The following is a 16,503-nucleotide window of genomic DNA, read 5'->3' as shown; positions in this document are numbered from 1 at the left end:
ATTTTGTGCAAAGATAGTCTTTTTGAAAATAATGTCTTCATACTTTCTGATTTCGCAAAGCTTCACAGAGTATATCACAGAGATTCACAAAAAAATATGGTTAAAACTGTAAAAATAATCTCTTTGTAGTATTTTGTGTTTTCTTTGTGAATCTCTGTGGAAAATTATTTGTGTTTTGTTATTTGAATCTCAAATCCCAGGAAACAGTAAGCGAATAAATCCAGAAATAATTTCCGGGATTAAAACTTATTTCCTGATGGGCTACATCAAATTGTGCTCCCCAGGCATTTTTATTATTATTGGTTGAGAAAAAATAACCTATGTTAAAACGTTGTGTTTGAAGTCGTACAATAGAGGCATCATTTGAATTAAATATGAATTGGTTTACTTCCGGTGAAACTCCCATACTGTACATAAAGCTTAAGTAGTTATCGGAATTACTGCGGTATTTTCTATAAGTCAAAGCAGCAGAAGTACTGGTTCCACCATCACCCGGTGTGAAATAAGGGCGTAAAGACCAATAGCTGTTTCCGGTGTACCAACCCAATGACCCTGTATAAATGTTAGTGGTTGTGCTGTACTGTAAAGATCTGAAACCGGCTGAAAGTTCTAAACCATGAGGTAAAGATTTGTACAATTCGGCACCAAATCTAAAGTCGGGAAAGATAAAGCTGTTAGCATATCCTGCATTCAAATAGGCATATAGTCCTTTGGTGATTTTAGGATACATATCGACTTCAAGCTGAGCACCATTTTCGTTGAAACGACGGTTGAAATTAACTCTTCCGATGATACTTCCGTATTTTGTTTGTTTACCATAACTCATGGTATAATATTGCATTGGATCAAATACTTTGGAATAGATATCTACGGAGGCTCTAACACCAATAGTATTCGTTCTTAATGTACTGTTTAGACTTTCTAAAAATTCTTTAGCATTTTGATTTTCGGGGTTTTTTGCAATAATTGCTTCAACAGTACTTAAGGCTTCTAACGAATTATTAGTGTTTTTTAAAGCGGTTGCTTTTAATAAAGAAATTTCCGGGTCATTTGGGAAAATTTTCAATGCTGTATTAGCCATTTCTAATGCTTCATAATGCGCATCGCTCCAAGATTCGTTTTTGATGGCGGCAATCCAGTTTTCTTTGTTTTCTGGTGCTTTTTCAATTACCTGGGCAAATTCTTTTCGTGCTTTTTTATAATCGCCATCCCAGGAATAGGTTGCAGCTAAAAAACTACGGATATCATGATAATTAGGATATTTGGTTAAAATATTTACTAAAGTATCCTGAGCTTGTTTTCTTTGTTGATTGAATGCCAGTTTACGGGCAGTTTCAAAAGAAGTATCCGGATTTCCATTATAAGGTTTCACTTGGGCCTGTATTTGTACAAGACAAGAAAAAGTGAAAAGTATCGTTAATTTGATAATTGGTTTACTTATCATTATTTTATTTCATTTTTAAGTTTAAGAAAATCACTGTTTTTAGGCTGTTTTTTAAGCAGACTGTCAACGGCTCTTTTTGCCATGGCGATATTATTTGTTCTTCGGTAAGCTTTGGCTAATTTAATTCCTAATTCCGGATTTTTAATTTCATTTTTCAAAGCTTTTTTAGCAATTGCTATTCCTTTATTATCCTGATTTGACCACCAGTAAATATCCATCAATGCAAGGTAGCTGTCGTAATAATAAGGTGTTCTTTTGACAACTTCTAATAATTCTTTTTCGGCATTTACATAATCTTTGTCCCATGCCAAAGTTCTGCCTTTTAATGTTCTTACATCGGCATAGTTAGGTAAATCATTTAAAACATAGTTGCATAAGGTACGGGCTTCTTTTCTTTGATTGTTAAACGCTAATTCTCTTGCTTTAAAGAAAATTTGGTCGGAGTTTAATCCCTGAATTTCTTTTTTAATGAAAGTTAATTCTTCTTTTGAAAATTCATAATTAGATTTATTGTAAATCTGTAGGTATTTTGGAATGATTTTATTTTTTTGAGTCAAATAGGCGTTCAGTTTTTTAGCCTCCTGCATATTTTCTTCAACAGTTTGTAGGATCTCGCTATCACTGATTTTTTTAGTTTCAAAATTTGCGTCAATTTTATAGAGCTCTCCATTAGAGTACAAATAGTCTTTGTAGATAAGTTCATCGATTACTCCTTTATTTTGCATAATAGGAATTGAATGAATATTTCTAAAACGCTTTACCGTATCTAAACCAGAACTCATCCAGGCTGTTTTTTCCAGTTTGTTCATTTTGTAATTGTTAGTTAAAAACGAAAGCAAACTAGGAGTGATATCCCAGTGGGAAGAAACCGATTTGAAAGATTGTGTTTTTTTCAACATTGGGCTATAGATATACAAAGGGACGTGAAAACGACAAAGTTTGTCTTTTTGTTCAATTGGAATTAAACGGTGGTCACCTGTTATTACAAAAATAGTATTTTTATAATCCGGTCTTTTAGCATAAGATTCTATAAAAGTTTGAATCGAATGATCGGTATACAGTAAAGAAGCATAAATGTCCTTATAGGTGTCGATTTCCGATGAAGAAAGAGCAAGAGATTTGTTGGTGTTTTTGATATAATCAACTTTTTTCAAATATTCGGCTTTTTCAGGAAATTCAAAAGGCTCATGATTAGTCAGTGTCATGATTACGTCCAGACGAGGTCCTTTTTTGATGTCCATTTCTGAAAGTGTTTTTTTGAATATTTCAGCATCAGGATATCCCCAGGAAAAGCCTTTTTCGTCTTTTTTTGTCATTTGATAACTATTGCCAAATTTGTTAATATCCACAATGTTATCGATGTTGTTGTATTCCAGAAAATTAATTCGATGGTCAAAACTGGATTCATCACCACAATAAAAAGCGGTATTGTATCCATTAGATTTTAAAATACTAATTAAAGAGCTGTGAGCCGGCAAAGGATTCATTTCCAGAAAACCTTTTTCGCCATAAGGCAAGGAACCTAAAATAGAAGGTAAGGCACCAAATGTACGTCCTGCATTACTAACAAAATTTTCCCAATATAAAGATTTTGGGATTAAAGAATCCAGGAAAGGAGTGAAGCCTCGGTTGGCATTTTTTCCAATAAATTCATCTCCTAAACCTTCAACAATAATCATTACAATATTTGGTTTTTCTTCCTGAATATTGAAAAAAGGAGCCAAAACATCAGGTGTTGCCGATGCAGGTTTTAACAAAGGATATTCATTTTTATAGGTTAAATTTGCAGCGTCAAATTCATTTTTGTCTTTTTGAAAACGAATGATGTCGTTAGCAAAATAAGCCAGTTTATTTTGATATCCAATTTCTGATACTTCAGTTAGAAAGAGTTTGATTAAAATGCAAAAAACAGCAAAAAATCCTGAAATTTGGTATATTTTTTTTGATGTGAAAGTTTTAGCGTAATAGTTACAAATTGACCAAAACAAAACAGGAAAGAGAATGAAAGGGACAAAATACAGTATAGAAAAGGATTCCGATGCAGTAACTGTTATAAACATATCATCAAGTGAGTAACCCAGAAAATCAGCTCCCAGATTAACTAAGGTTGTCAGATGGTATTTGGTTAAAGCAAATTGACAGATTACAATTATTGTAAAAAGTGTTTTAAATAGAGTATCAGCCCATTGATTACTTTTATAATTTACAGCAAAATACAAAGGCAAACCAAGCAAACTTATAATAAGTACGGTCCAGAAATCATTAATCAGTTTGTAAACTAAGGTGATAGCTGTGTTTGGTATTTCGATACCAGTATATGTTTTAGCGACTATTTCGAATATGCTTATTAACCAAAAAACAGATAACATTGATAAGCACAAGTAGCCGTAACTAAAGTGTTTTTTTAGTTGTTGATTAGAGTCCATTGAAAAAAAGATTGGTGAATTTTGAAGATTAATTACTACTCATTCCTTTGCGAGTCATTTCTCCCCACTTGATTTTTTTATTAAAATAGTAGTCAAAGTTTCCTTTTATAGCAGCATACAAAACAACCGGGTGGTTGAGTATAGGCTCGGTAAAAGCAGTTTTTATAAGCTGCCATCCCATTCCTTTTTTTGAATATTGATGGTAAGTAAGCTCTTCAGTAATAATTGTAATAATTGAAAAAAGCACATTAAAAAGATAGGCTAATACAAGAAAAGAAATAGCATAAATCCAAACTACAAAACCATTAAAAATAAGAATTAAGAAGTAAATTAATCCCAGTATTTCCATAATTGGAGCAACTCTTTCAAATAAAAACCAATAAGGATAACTAACCATTCCTAAGGCTTTGTATTCGGGATTAAATCCGATTTTTTTATGTTTTTTAAGTGTTTCAATAGTGCCTCGGGTCCATCTGTTTCTTTGAGAAATAAATATTTTGTAACTGTCTGGCGCTTCTGTCCAACATAATGGGTCAGGGATGTATGCTACTCTGTATTTTGCTTTTTTTTCTTCCATATAGCGTCTCATCCTAACGATGATTTCCATATCTTCTCCTACCGTTTTAGTATCATAACCACCTACTTCCAGAGCTATTTTTTTATCAAATAAACCAAAAGCTCCCGAAATAACTAATAATCCATTGAGTTTACTCCATGCCATTCGGCCTAAAAGAAAAGCTCTTAAATATTCTAAAATTTGGGCTTTTACGATACTGCTTTTAGGTAAATTAATATCCAGTAATTTTCCGTCTTTAATTTTACACGAATTAGCAATTCTAATTACCCCACCGGCTGCAATTACTTTCTCATCGGTAGATTCTAAAAATGGTTTGATCATTTTTTGTAATGAATCTTCTAATAATAAACAGTCTACATCAATGCAGGCCACATATTTGTTAGTGCTGATGTTTAACCCAAAGTTCAAAGCATCGGCTTTTCCTCCATTTTCTTTATCAACTACAATTAGTTTTTCAAAAGCAGGATTTGTAGATTTAAAAACTCCTTGTCTAAGTGGTTTAGTAGGAAGTTGATTGTTGATTAAGTAATCTACTTTTACCAAATCGTAAGCTGCGATAAGTTTTTCTAAACTATCATCTTTACTACCGTCATTAATAATAATTACATCATAGTTTACATAATGATTTGAAAGTAAGGAACGTACATTTTCTACAATATTTAAGCTTTCATTATAAGCTGGGGCTATGATTGAAATAGACGGTGAAATAGAAGAAGACAATATCTCGGTATAGTTTACAAAACTATTTTTCTTCATATAATTCACGGTTTCAAAAGCAGAAATTATTGCTAAAATAATATAGGATGTTACCGCTGCAATTGCAAAACCAAAAAATATAAAATCAAGAGAATCGATAATAGTACTTGTAATGTTCATAATTAACTGGCTTTGGTAAGGTTAGTGTTAATTTGATATTCTTCGGCAATATTGTTAATGGTAAAGGTATTGTCGTCTCCAACAGTAATTAAGTTCATGATTTTCATTACCGAAATTCGGATGTAGAAATTCTTATGATTCATATGCTCTTTAATAAATTCAATGTCGTCTGGCATAGACATTTCTTCCATCATTTTAAAGAATGCAATTTGTTCTTCAAGAGTTCTTTCGAAAACACCGGTTTTTAAGATTGCTACAGCTTCGTAAATACCTAAATGATTCACTAAATTGATGGCTTCTACTCTGATTTCAGGATTTGAATGATTAAAAAGTGCAATTATTTCGTCTTTAACACCAAATTGATTGTGAATTCGAACTAATTTTAATGTAAAAGAAACCACTGAATCGTTTTTTGATCGTAACCAATCGCTCATGTCAGGGAGCTGCAAATTCTTGAATTTATTTAGAATTTCTAAAAGTTGAATTTGATCCCATTCTGAAAGTTCATTTTCAATGATATTCAAAAATTCAAGTCCTTCAAAACGAAATAATTGTACTAAATATTTTTGAATCTCAAAACGGACTTGTTTTTTGGGATGATTGACTAATTTGATAATTTCATCGTGTGTTTCTTTGATTTCAAATTGGGTCAACTCTCTAATTGCTTTGGCTACAACATCCCATTTTTTGCTTTTTAATTTAGAGGTAGCTGATTCAATCAATCCTGTTTGGTAATATAATTTTTGAATCGCATCAGCAGTTTCTCCAGATACATCGTTTTTTAGTTTTAAAAAAGTGCCTATGATTATTTTTCTTTTCAATCGGTTTGCTGCACATTTTTTTAAATAAATAACAATTTTTTGCTGTTGTTCATTTTCTGTTTCATCGTCACCGGCATATAAATATTCAATTAGATCCGATTCGTATTTTTTTTGATACGTAGCTTCTATTCGTCTCTTTATTTTTAATCGGTCCCTTAAATTTTTCAAATAGATTAATGAAAGGAATATAGTTGAAGCGAGAACCAATGATAAGTAGATACATATTTTGATAATAATATGCATACTGCTCAAAGAGTCTATACTATTTTGGAAAAACTCTAACATGATAGTTGGTATTTAAGCTTTATTGCAATAATCTTTTGATACGAATAATTAATTCGTTTGGGCTAAAAGGTTTGCTCATAAAGTCGGTTGCACCTAAATTAAAAGCGTTCAAAACCATTTCTTCCTGACCGGCAGAAGAAAATACAACTATGGGAGTATTTCTGTCGAGTTTGTTTCTAACGTGACTGATTACTTCTAGGCCGCTTATGAAAGGCATCATAATGTCGGTTAAAATCATGTCCGGATCGTTGTCTTCAATCAAATCAACGGCTTCTTTGCCATTGTTTGCTATTAGGAGTTGATAACCTTCTTTCTCTAATTTAAATTGTAATAATTTTGAAAGAATAGAATTATCCTCGGCCAAAACAATTTTTTTTGTAAGATTCATTTTTTAGTAGGTTAGTTGTTTTTTGTACTAGGGCTTAATTTCAAGATAAAAGTAAACAATAAAATTTAATTATATCGATAAAGTGCATAAAAACACCGATAAAATGCATTATTTTATTAAAATAAAGGTAAAAATACTACAAAGTATTTATAGCTAATACTATTGTAGAATTACTAAAAAGAAGTTGAAAGAGTCTATGTGAAAAAAGTTTGTACGGTGGAATTTTAAATCCTTCAAATACATCAAGTCAAAAAGTGTAAAATCGTAATTGAAGAGAGTGTTTGGGATTAAGTAATGCAACCAGAAAAATTAGAATTAGTAGATTGAAATTGGATATAAAAAAAATGGCAACTTTGAAAGTTGCCATTTTAAAGATGATAATAAAAAATTATTCTAAAATGATTTTTTGTGAATGTATTATTTTTTTACTTGAAATATCTGAAACATTTAGAACGAAAATTCCTTTTGCTTGTAAATTGACGTTTTCCAAACGATCTGTTTTAAGAATTCCTTTTTTGACTTCTTTTCCAAAAATATCATAAATTTTATATTCAGCAATACTTTTGTCTTCGGTGTCATTATTGGTCATTAATATCGAAAAAGAACCATTATTTGGGATAGGCCAAACATTAACCTGAGTAGAGATTTCTGGATTTTTTTTAGTTGCTGACAAAGAATATCCGTTAACTATATTTACTCTGCGGGTCATTGTTGCTCCGGTATTATCAGTAACGGTAAAGTCAAATGAACCTAATCCGTTTGCCGTTGGTCTGTATTCTACTATGTTAGCAACTAAAGTAGCATTTCCTTTTTCAACATTAGATAAGGAGTAACTAACTCCTTCGGTAAATCCTCTCGAAAGTTTTTTGATATCAATATTTACTTTATGTCCTTTAGGAGATTCATAATGAGGTAGTGACATCCATTGTAAATATTCATCCAGATTAGTGTAACCGTCTAAATTATCGTCGGCATTACTATCTGAAAAATCTCCAATTGCAGAATTTAGATTAGTTCCTTTGATAGCTTCCCACCAGTTAGGTAATCCATCCTGATCAGTATCCCAATCAATATCTCTGTTCACTACTGGATATTCTTCATAACCTCCCACATCTGATTCATTATCAGGGAATCCAGGTTTTCCGGTTACACTTCCTGTGTAGGTATAAGTTCCGTCCAATGTTTCAGTAATAATTCTTTGATCGTGTTCGTCAAATTCAGGCTGAACACAACCAACGTCAGAAAGCACAATTTTGTAAGCATGACCAGCTGTTTGTGTTGTTACATAAGACGGGAAAAATGGTGTGTTAACAAAGTTGTCGTATTGATAAGTAGCTCCATTTCTAAAGGTAGCTCTTCTACCAATAATTTGATTTGATTCATCAAAACGACCAGGCATCACATTTCCGTTAAAATAACATCTTTGCATTCCTGTTCCAACATTTTCGTTATCAGCACTAAAAGCAACAAAAATTTTAGAACCTGCTCCCGGTTTATAATAATTATTGACAAAATTGACTTCTTTCGTTCCTCCGTCAGTTGTTCTGCCACCCCAATTGTATACTACATTGTTAGTAATATCCATTCTGCCGGAATAAGCTCCGCTACCATCTAAACCACCACCAAGACTCCAGTTACGTCCGTAATTGTGTGCTAATAAATTATGGTGAAAACTTCCAATATCTCCACTAATTGTTCCTGCATAACCATGTTCAGTTCCTGCCGGATAATTTTGATGTCCTGCCGCGTTTAACGCTTCTGAAATTAATGTTCTTTGTAATGTAATGTTTTTACCTGAGCGAGAACTAAATGCTTCATCAATTGTCCAACTGATAGAGCAGTGGTCTATGATGCTGTAATTAGCCCCTGTTAATCCCATTCCATCATAAGTAGGACCTGCACCTAATCGAACTCTTACATTCTGAACGATAGCATCGTTTCCTGTAATACCGAAAGGAGCAGAGCGAATACAGATTCCTTTTCCAGGAGCAGTTTGCCCCGCAACGGTTATATAAGGCTGGCTTAAAACCAAACGGGAATTCAATTGGATAATTCCTGAAGTATTAAAAACAATAGTTCTTGGACCGATATCATTGGTAACAGCCTCACGCAAACTTCCGGGACCGCTGTCATTTAAATTGGTAACAGCTACTACTTTTCCGCCTCTTCCTCCACGGGCAAAACGGCCATATCCTTCAGCACCCGGAAAAGCAAGTTGAGCGGGACGTAAACGCCAAATATTTCCTTTTACTACTTCACCATTTGCTAAAACTTCGTCAACTCTCCAATAATAGGTGCCTCCTGTATATAGTCCGCTTACCGGATAAGAGGTATTTGCTTTAAGTTGATTTCCTTTATATAATGAAGAAGAGGTGTTTGCTGATTCAATCGATGCTAAATCTGTTCCAAAATAAACATTATGTGATACAGCATTAATAGCAGAAGTCCAACTCAAAACCGTACCTCCGGAATTTAATTCTACGTGTTCGTCATTGTTGCTTGGAGACGGATTGGTAGCCTGATTAAAAATATTAGGGGTATTCAATTCGATTCCGTTTAACATGACATTTTTGTTGGCTTCAGTACCTGACCTTTCTGCCGCAAAAAGGATGACCACATCGTTTCCTGTCGTGGCTTGAAAAGTTAGATAAACTGATTTTGCGTCAGCGGTTTTATGAGCTCTGATAGTTGGAATTACGTTATTAAAAACTAAATTCCCATCTACAGAAACATCAATTGGACTATAGGTAAATACGGGGCTGTCTACCACATTTAAAAAAGCCATTAAAGTATGAGTTCCTGTTTCTAATCCTTTGATTCGAAGTTCTATTTTTCCGCCCTGATTTGCAGTTGTTCCTTTTACGGTAAGTCCGTCACATACTAATCTTGCGTAATAAGGAGCCTGGATTCCTACTTTTTCCCAGTTGGTTCCTAAGTTGTCTCCTTTGTCTCCAACTCTGGTTACTGTGAATGTAACTCCATTTAGTATCTTAGTGGCTGTATTTGTAGTAACTACCCAGGGAGTATATCCTGGTTCACTTACTTCGGCCGATTGTCTTCCTGATTGGTCAAAATCAATCTTGACTACAGGATTCTGCGCAAACATTGCGGTGGTTGTCATTGTAAGGCAGGCTATTGCCTTTACAAATGATGGTTTCATGTAATTTTTTAGCATTTAATGTAGGTTTTGGGTTAATAATTCTATTTATTGTTTAAAATTTTTTACTCATTTTTTTTTTGATTTAATTTTTTGTAAACGTTTACATGAAGTAATAAAAAAACGTTTAGTTATTCTGTTCGGGGATAAAATTAGATATACAAAAAATAAATTAGGGGTAAAAATTGTTTTTAAAGCAGGGGCAAATCGCAATTTGATGCTAAAACAGAGGTAAATTGACAAAAAAAGTTTTTTTTACATGTGAAAATAGAATCTTAAATAAAAGCATTTGTTTTCACAATGATTACTAAGCCAAAAAGACTTATTGGCTAGTACTATACTTTTTAATTTACTTTAATTGAGACTAACGATGATCGATAGTAAATCGGTCTAAAATCCTTCAAATACACCAAGTCCAAAAAGAGCAAAATCGTATTTTACAGGATCATTTGGGTCTAATTCTCTAAGATTGGTATCTAGTTCCAAAAGTGCTTTAGCGTCATTTTGTTTGCGTTCCAGCAATCCTAATTTTCGGGCAACATTTCCTGAGTGAACGTCTAAAGGGCAGGAAAGTTTTGAGGAAGAAATTGATTTCCAAATGCCTAAATCGACTCCTTTGTTGTCCTGACGACACATCCAACGTAAATACATGTTAATGCGTTTGGCTGCCGAATTATTCAAAGGATCCGAAATATGTTTTTGTGTTCGGGCTAAATGAGGAATTTCGAAAAAGATTTTTTTGAATTCGGAGATGCTTTTTTGCATCGAATTGACTTCTTGGTTTTTTGAAAAGACAGCTTCCAGTCCGCCGTGATTTTTGTAGATGTTTTGCAAACTTTTGATAAAACCTACAAAATCCTGACCATTAAATGTACGATGTACAAATGATTCTAATCTTTCTAAATCGGTTTCACTGTGGGACATCACAAAATCATAAGGGGTATTTCCCATTATTTCCATCATGCGATGGCTGTTTTTGATAATCATTTTTCGATTGCCCCAGGCAATAGTGGCGCTAAGGAAACCGGCTATTTCAATATCTTCTTTTTGCGTAAATAGATGTGGAATTTGTACAGGATCACTTTCGATAAAATCTAAGGTGTTATATTGCAATACTTTTTCGTCCAGAAAATCTTTGAGTTCGGCTTGTGTCATTTTTTGACTTTAATAAGATTTATGAATTGCTAATCAATCCATCAATCATGACTAGTTTTCTGTCGGCCATATTGGCTAGTTCTTCATTGTGAGTAACAATAACAAAGGTTTGTCCAAATTCATCTCTAAGTTTAAAGAACAATTGGTGTAAATTTTCTGCCGAATGGGTGTCTAAATTCCCCGAAGGTTCATCGGCAAAAATTACCGCCGGTTTATTGATTAGTGCTCTGGCTACAGCCACACGTTGTTGTTCACCTCCTGAAAGTTCACTTGGTTTGTGGTTAATTCGATGCGAAAGTCCTAAATAGGTCAGTAGTTTAATTGCTTCTTCCTCAGTTTCTTTTTTAGATTTTTTAGCAATATAAGCCGGAATGCAAACATTTTCAAGAGCTGTAAACTCAGGCAGCAATTGATGAAATTGAAAAATAAATCCTAAGTTTAGATTTCTGAACCTGGATAAATTTTTGTCATTCATTGATAAAATGTCTTCGTTGTTGATGCGAAGTTCAATGCCGATGTCGCTATTAGGTTTGTCTAGTGTACCTAAAATTTGTAAAAGTGTTGTTTTTCCTGCCCCTGAAGCACCTACAATCGAAACGATTTCTCCTTTTTGAATATGTAAATCAACACCTTTCAAAACGTGAAGCTGGTCGTAATATTTATGTAAGTTTTTGGCTTGTATCATGGTTTGCAGTTTTTACAAAGAAACAAAGATTTTAACGATTATAAAATTGACACTATTATATTTTTGGTTTAAAAAAGCATAAATTTGAGTTAATGGAAATGAACCAATTGTTTTCTAATTTAATAAGTATTTATGGAAAAAGAAATAATGACAGAAGTAGCAACATTAGCAGGAGGTTGTTTCTGGTGTACAGAAGCTGTTTTTTTAGAATTAAAAGGAGTCCAAAAAGTGGTTTCCGGATATATAGGTGGTAAGACCGTAAATCCTACTTACAAAGAAATATGTCAGGGTGATACAGGTCATGCCGAAGCAATTCAGATTACTTTTGATCCTAATGTAATTTCGTTTGGTGAACTTTTAGAACTGTTTTTTGCAACCCATGATCCTACTACTTTAAACCGTCAGGGGAATGATGTGGGGACTCAATATAGAAGTGAGATTTTTTATCATAATGAGGAGCAACGTGAAATATCGGAAGACTTTATTCGATTTTTAACTCAGGAAGCTGTTTTTGATAAGCCTATTGTCACTAAAGTTTCACCAGCTTCGACTTTTTATGATGCAGAAGAGTATCATCAGAATTATTACAATCAAAATAAAAGTCAAGGGTATTGCTCTTTTGTAATTACACCAAAAATTAACAAAGTAAGAGCTTATTTTAAAGATAAGTTAAAAGGATAGAAGGGCTTTATGGATAATAAAAATAAAAAGCTTATTCTGGGAATTGTTTTCGATATTATCGGGATGTTATCTTTTTCCATTCCTTTTATAGGTGAGTTCTCCGATGTGGTTTGGGCTCCCTTGTCAGGTTTTTTAATGACTAAAATGTATAAAGGCAGGCCGGGAAGGATAAGCGGTATCATTTCTTTTGTAGAAGAGTTTTTCCCTTTTACAGATTTTATTCCCACTTTTACACTTATGTGGATTTATAATTATAGTATTAAAAAGAATGATTAAGACGGGTTGTTTTTGAATAAAAATCCCAGTCCCATTTTGCGGAGCATCTTTTTTTCGAATGCCCAGAAAAATTTGAATTGGCCAAATAAAAATCCGATAATTACAAGTAAAATTTGATACAGAGGAAGTACAATTAACAATCGGACAGGAGTATGCCAGAATCCAAAATCTTCTTTTAAAATCCCTAACCAAATACATACTGGTTTTGAAATCCATGCCGAAGCTGATCCTGTAATGGCAAAAACTATAAAAACTATTGTAAGTTGAAAATTAGAAGTAATTCCCCAACGTTTTTTTAATCCCTTCATCTTTATTTATAATGATAACAAATGTAGTAAAGATTATCTTAAAGGAACGTGACCCCATAGTTTTTGACGGTAATTATTTTGAAAATAAATCATATAATTGTAAATCAAATAATTTACTTCATAGCCATAATCAATATTAGGGTCGTAATCAATGGTCATTTCGTATAAATTTCTGCTGTAACGTTGTGGTTGCAAAAAGCGATTATTCCATTCACTTATATATAATCTATTTTTGTTTTCTAAATAACTTTGGGTGTAAAAGCCTCGAGGATAAGCCATAGAATTAAGCCACATATTAAAACCGGGATCAATAATGATTACTTCATATTCTAAGTCTTTGTTAGCAATTTTAATTGTGTCGTTACTGCCCGAAGTTAAAGCTTCTTTTTGAGGAATAGTTGTTTTTTGACTGGCACAACTTAGTAGTATGAGTCCTAAAATCAATGTTAATATGTAAAGTTTATTTTTCATGATATTAGCCGGATTTGAGTTACTTAAATTTACGAATTAAATCGCTGATATAAGTCGGTTTTTATCAAAAATGCCATTTGTGAATAAGACAAATGGCATTTTTAAAAGAATTTTATTTGATATTTACTTCCCGAAAAGTTTTCCCAGCATTCCGCCTAAACCTCCTTTTTTAGTTAGTTCTTTGGCATCTTCTAAGTCAATTTTTCCATCGGAGTTTTGATCTAAACCAAAATGAAGTCCGTATTTACCTATAGCATCCATGATACTGGCATGTTCAGGACTGTCGCCACCGGTTAAGGCATCCAGTAATCCGGAAAGGCTAATGCTTTTGTCTTTTGGGTCGTTAGCTTTGTTAATTAAGGAACTGAGTACTTTAGGAATCATGCTTGTAGCTGTGCTAATGGCAGTAGTAGAATTAATTCCTAATTTTTGGGTCAATGAATTGGATACTTCATTGGTGATTTTTTGTATGGTGGGATCATTTTTATTAATGTCCTTACCTTGTAATAAGCCCGCAATTTGAGATAAATCAGCTTCGGTTGCTATTTTTTGTAAGCTTGAAAATATAGAACTGCTGGTTTCTTTTAAAACTGCCTCATTTTGTTCGTTTGGGATAGCCTCGTTTTTTACAACAGCATCTTGTCCAAATTCTTGTACTAGTTGATTTAATTGTTCTAACATGAGCTTTTTTTTAAAATGGTTTAATCAAATATAATGAAAAAAGGACTCATTACCAATTGATAAAGAGTCCTTTTGTGTTATATAATTCTTAAACGATTAGCTCAAAATGCTAATGATTTGAGATGCTAATTCAGTTCCAATTCTGTCCTGAGCTTCTCCAGTTGCAGCTCCAATGTGTGGAGTCAAAGAGATTTTTGGGTGCATTAAAAGTTGAGTAGCAGGAGTTGGTTCGTTTTCAAAAACATCTAAACCGGCAAAAGCAACTTTTCCACTGTCTAAAGCTTTAACTAAATCCACTTCGTTGATAACTCCACCACGAGCACAGTTTACAATTCCAACTCCGTTTTTCATTGTAGCGAATTCTTTTTCAGTTACAATATAACCGTTTTGTGCAGGAACGTGTAATGTGATGAAATCAGATTCAGCGAATACAGATTCTAATGACTGAGTTTTGATGGTAGTTGTGATAGATTGTCCGTCAAAGAATTCAACTTTTACATCTACCTGAGGAATAAAACTATCCGCAGCAATCACTTTCATACCTAAACCAAGAGCCATTTTAGCTGTAGCCTGACCAATACGACCAATACCTACAATTCCTAAAGTTTTACCTCTTAATTCAACACCGTTAGCATAGGCTTTTTTCAAGTCGTTGAATTTAGTGTCTCCTTCTAAAGGCATGTTTCTGTTAGAATCGTGTAAGAAACGTACACCTGTTAATAAATGAGCAAAAACCAATTCAGCTACAGATTCTGAAGATGAAGCAGGAGTATTGATTACGTGAATTCCTTTGCTTTTAGCATAATCCACATCAATGTTATCCATACCTACACCACCACGACCGATGATTTTTAGTCCTGGACAAGCATCGATAATATCTTTACGAACTTTAGTTGCACTTCTTACTAAAACTACGCTTACGTTGTTTTCGTTTACAAAGTTAGCTACTTGTTCCTGAGCTACTTTTGTAGTGATTACTTCAAAACCACCTTTTTCTAAAGCTAAGATTCCACTTTTTGAAATCCCGTCGTTTGCTAATACTTTCATTTCTTTTTTTTTTATTTTTAAAGATTCGAATTCTTTTTGGTTGAAATAAAGAACGATTAAAAGTTTTTGACCTTTAATCGTTCTCTTTGTTTGTATGTTTTGTTTTTAAACGTTTTTTTCTAAAGCTTGCATTACATCTACTAACACTTGTACGCTTTCAATTGGCATAGCATTGTAGATAGAAGCTCTGTAACCACCTACTGAACGGTGTCCAGGTAATCCTGAAATTCCGGCTTCTTTCCACATTTTGTCAAATGTTTCAGTATGCTCCGGGTTAGTTAGTAAGAAAGTAACATTCATATTAGAACGGTCTTCAACAACAGCAGCACCTTTAAATAATGGATTTCTGTCGATTTCTCCGTAAAGTAATTCCGCTTTTGCGTTGTTTAATTTTTCAACAGCTGCAACTCCGCCTTTTTCTTTAATCCATTTCATAGTCAATAAAGAAGCGTAAACAGAGAAAACAGGTGGTGTATTGTACATACTGTCTGCTTTGATATGTTTAGCGTAGTCTAACATACTTGGAATAACACGGCCGTTTTTACCAAGGATTTCTTCTTTAACAACTACTAAAGTTGTTCCTGCAGGTCCCATGTTTTTTTGAGCTCCGGCATAGATAATGTCAAATTGAGAAAAATCAATTACTCTTGAAAAGATATCTGAACTCATATCGCAAACCATTGGAATATTAGTTTTTGGGAATGATTTCATTTGTGTGCCAAAAATGGTATTGTTAGAAGTACAGTGGAAATAATCTGCATCAGCAGGAATTTCATAATCTTTAGGTACATAAGTGTAGTTGTCTTCTTTTGATGAAGCAACAATTACAGTTTCTCCAAAGAATTTAGCTTCTTTAATAGCTGCAGTAGCCCAAGTTCCTGAATCTAAATAAGCGGCTTTCCCGTTTTCTTTCATCAAGTTGTAAGGAACCATTAAAAATTCAAGGCTTGCTCCACCTCCAAGAAAAAGAGCTTTGTATCCTTTTCCTTCTAATCCTAGTAATTCAAGAGCCAAAGCTCTTGCTTCGTCCATAACAGCAACAAAGTCTTTGCTGCGGTGCGAAATTTCTAAGATAGATAATCCTGAATTATTGAAGTTTAAAACAGCTTGTGCTGATTTTTCAAAAACTTCTTGTGGTAAGATAGATGGTCCTGCGCTGTAGTTGTGTTTTTTCATGGTGTATTTAAGTCCAAAAAATTAAAATGCAAATTTCGGTAATAGGAGT

General features: G+C 33.4%; 15 protein-coding genes. 2 read left to right on the top strand and 13 right to left on the bottom strand.

All coding sequences use genetic code 11. The features are described from left to right. Positions 1-178 precede the first annotated feature (178 nt). The 8 genes from BLR17_RS12180 to BLR17_RS12145 all read right to left on the bottom strand — a co-directional run bounded on the left by BLR17_RS12180 (position 179) and on the right by BLR17_RS12145 (position 11,814). Complete coding sequence (locus BLR17_RS12180) at positions 179-1,444, bottom strand: YaiO family outer membrane beta-barrel protein (RefSeq protein WP_066330080.1); 1,266 nt, start codon at positions 1,442-1,444, stop codon at positions 179-181. Further along, the gene (locus BLR17_RS12175) at positions 1,444-3,870 is read right to left on the bottom strand and encodes an alkaline phosphatase family protein (RefSeq protein ID WP_066330079.1); all 2,427 of its coding nucleotides are present in this window, start codon (positions 3,868-3,870) and stop codon (positions 1,444-1,446) included. Before BLR17_RS12175 ends, BLR17_RS12180 begins: the two co-directional genes overlap by 1 nt. Positions 3,871-3,898: 28 nt before the next feature. Next, positions 3,899-5,323, bottom strand: a complete 1,425-nt coding sequence (locus tag BLR17_RS12170; RefSeq protein ID WP_066330077.1) for a glycosyltransferase family 2 protein — start codon at positions 5,321-5,323, stop codon at positions 3,899-3,901. A 2-nt stretch (positions 5,324-5,325) separates the two neighbouring features. Next, positions 5,326-6,312: a HEAT repeat domain-containing protein gene (locus BLR17_RS12165; RefSeq protein ID WP_139068410.1), complete on the bottom strand. Its 987-nt coding sequence runs from the start codon at positions 6,310-6,312 to the stop codon at positions 5,326-5,328. 136 nt (positions 6,313-6,448) lie between these two features. Beyond that, positions 6,449-6,817 carry a response regulator transcription factor gene (locus BLR17_RS12160; RefSeq protein WP_066330073.1) on the bottom strand — a complete coding sequence of 123 codons (369 nt, stop codon included), beginning with the start codon at positions 6,815-6,817 and terminating at the stop codon, positions 6,449-6,451. Between the two features lie 388 nt (positions 6,818-7,205). Continuing rightward, on the bottom strand, positions 7,206-9,992 hold the full coding sequence (locus tag BLR17_RS12155) for a T9SS type A sorting domain-containing protein (protein ID WP_245683138.1): 2,787 nt from the start codon (positions 9,990-9,992) through the stop codon (positions 7,206-7,208). A gap of 372 nt (positions 9,993-10,364) precedes the next feature. Beyond that, positions 10,365-11,129: a TIGR02757 family protein gene (locus BLR17_RS12150; RefSeq protein WP_066330070.1), complete on the bottom strand. Its 765-nt coding sequence runs from the start codon at positions 11,127-11,129 to the stop codon at positions 10,365-10,367. A 19-nt stretch (positions 11,130-11,148) separates the two neighbouring features. After that, entirely contained in the window at positions 11,149-11,814 is a 666-nt protein-coding gene (locus tag BLR17_RS12145) for an ABC transporter ATP-binding protein (protein ID WP_066330069.1), read from the bottom strand. Positions 11,815-11,946: 132 nt separating this feature from the next. Between BLR17_RS12145 and msrA the strand changes: the two genes are divergently transcribed. Further along, on the top strand, positions 11,947-12,495 hold the full coding sequence (gene msrA / locus BLR17_RS12140) for a peptide-methionine (S)-S-oxide reductase MsrA (protein ID WP_066330067.1): 549 nt from the start codon (positions 11,947-11,949) through the stop codon (positions 12,493-12,495). Between the two features lie 9 nt (positions 12,496-12,504). Next, positions 12,505-12,771, top strand: coding sequence for a hypothetical protein (locus tag BLR17_RS12135; RefSeq protein ID WP_066330066.1), 267 nt, complete (start codon positions 12,505-12,507; stop codon positions 12,769-12,771). Here the strand turns inward: BLR17_RS12135 and BLR17_RS12130 are convergent. The 5 genes from BLR17_RS12130 to serC form a co-directional block, all read right to left on the bottom strand. Next, on the bottom strand, positions 12,768-13,079 hold the full coding sequence (locus BLR17_RS12130) for a DUF6787 family protein (protein WP_066330064.1): 312 nt from the start codon (positions 13,077-13,079) through the stop codon (positions 12,768-12,770). The genes BLR17_RS12135 and BLR17_RS12130 overlap by 4 nt on opposite strands. 33 nt (positions 13,080-13,112) lie before the next feature. Next, positions 13,113-13,550, bottom strand: coding sequence for a DUF6146 family protein (locus tag BLR17_RS12125; RefSeq protein WP_066330063.1), 438 nt, complete (start codon positions 13,548-13,550; stop codon positions 13,113-13,115). A gap of 123 nt (positions 13,551-13,673) precedes the next feature. Next, complete coding sequence (locus BLR17_RS12120) at positions 13,674-14,231, bottom strand: hypothetical protein (protein ID WP_066330062.1); 558 nt, start codon at positions 14,229-14,231, stop codon at positions 13,674-13,676. A gap of 96 nt (positions 14,232-14,327) precedes the next feature. Further along, positions 14,328-15,278, bottom strand: a complete 951-nt coding sequence (locus BLR17_RS12115; RefSeq protein ID WP_066330061.1) for a D-2-hydroxyacid dehydrogenase — start codon at positions 15,276-15,278, stop codon at positions 14,328-14,330. 105 nt (positions 15,279-15,383) lie between these two features. Then, positions 15,384-16,454 carry a 3-phosphoserine/phosphohydroxythreonine transaminase gene (serC, locus tag BLR17_RS12110; protein WP_066330059.1) on the bottom strand — a complete coding sequence of 357 codons (1,071 nt, stop codon included), beginning with the start codon at positions 16,452-16,454 and terminating at the stop codon, positions 15,384-15,386. Positions 16,455-16,503 lie beyond the last annotated feature (49 nt).

It is taken from the genome of Flavobacterium glycines (assembly GCF_900100165.1).
Classification (GTDB): domain Bacteria; phylum Bacteroidota; class Bacteroidia; order Flavobacteriales; family Flavobacteriaceae; genus Flavobacterium; species Flavobacterium glycines.
The sequence above is the reverse complement of the archived record's forward strand: the minus strand, read 5'-3'. Positions and strand labels throughout refer to the sequence as shown.

What these genes read in the sequence shown, in the direction of transcription:
- BLR17_RS12175 (WP_066330079.1), bottom strand. Translation starts at nt 3,870, where the DNA reads ATGGACTCTAATCAACAACTAAAAAAACACTTTAGTTACGGCTACTTG.
- BLR17_RS12130 (WP_066330064.1), bottom strand. Translation starts at nt 13,079, where the DNA reads ATGAAGGGATTAAAAAAACGTTGGGGAATTACTTCTAATTTTCAACTT.
- BLR17_RS12170 (WP_066330077.1), bottom strand. Translation starts at nt 5,323, where the DNA reads ATGAACATTACAAGTACTATTATCGATTCTCTTGATTTTATATTTTTT.
- serC (WP_066330059.1), bottom strand. Translation starts at nt 16,454, where the DNA reads ATGAAAAAACACAACTACAGCGCAGGACCATCTATCTTACCACAAGAA.
- BLR17_RS12125 (WP_066330063.1), bottom strand. Translation starts at nt 13,550, where the DNA reads ATGAAAAATAAACTTTACATATTAACATTGATTTTAGGACTCATACTA.
- BLR17_RS12150 (WP_066330070.1), bottom strand. Translation starts at nt 11,129, where the DNA reads ATGACACAAGCCGAACTCAAAGATTTTCTGGACGAAAAAGTATTGCAA.
- BLR17_RS12135 (WP_066330066.1), top strand. Translation starts at nt 12,505, where the DNA reads ATGGATAATAAAAATAAAAAGCTTATTCTGGGAATTGTTTTCGATATT.
- BLR17_RS12145 (WP_066330069.1), bottom strand. Translation starts at nt 11,814, where the DNA reads ATGATACAAGCCAAAAACTTACATAAATATTACGACCAGCTTCACGTT.
- msrA (WP_066330067.1), top strand. Translation starts at nt 11,947, where the DNA reads ATGGAAAAAGAAATAATGACAGAAGTAGCAACATTAGCAGGAGGTTGT.
- BLR17_RS12180 (WP_066330080.1), bottom strand. Translation starts at nt 1,444, where the DNA reads ATGATAAGTAAACCAATTATCAAATTAACGATACTTTTCACTTTTTCT.
- BLR17_RS12120 (WP_066330062.1), bottom strand. Translation starts at nt 14,231, where the DNA reads ATGTTAGAACAATTAAATCAACTAGTACAAGAATTTGGACAAGATGCT.
- BLR17_RS12160 (WP_066330073.1), bottom strand. Translation starts at nt 6,817, where the DNA reads ATGAATCTTACAAAAAAAATTGTTTTGGCCGAGGATAATTCTATTCTT.
- BLR17_RS12115 (WP_066330061.1), bottom strand. Translation starts at nt 15,278, where the DNA reads ATGAAAGTATTAGCAAACGACGGGATTTCAAAAAGTGGAATCTTAGCT.
- BLR17_RS12155 (WP_245683138.1), bottom strand. Translation starts at nt 9,992, where the DNA reads ATGCTAAAAAATTACATGAAACCATCATTTGTAAAGGCAATAGCCTGC.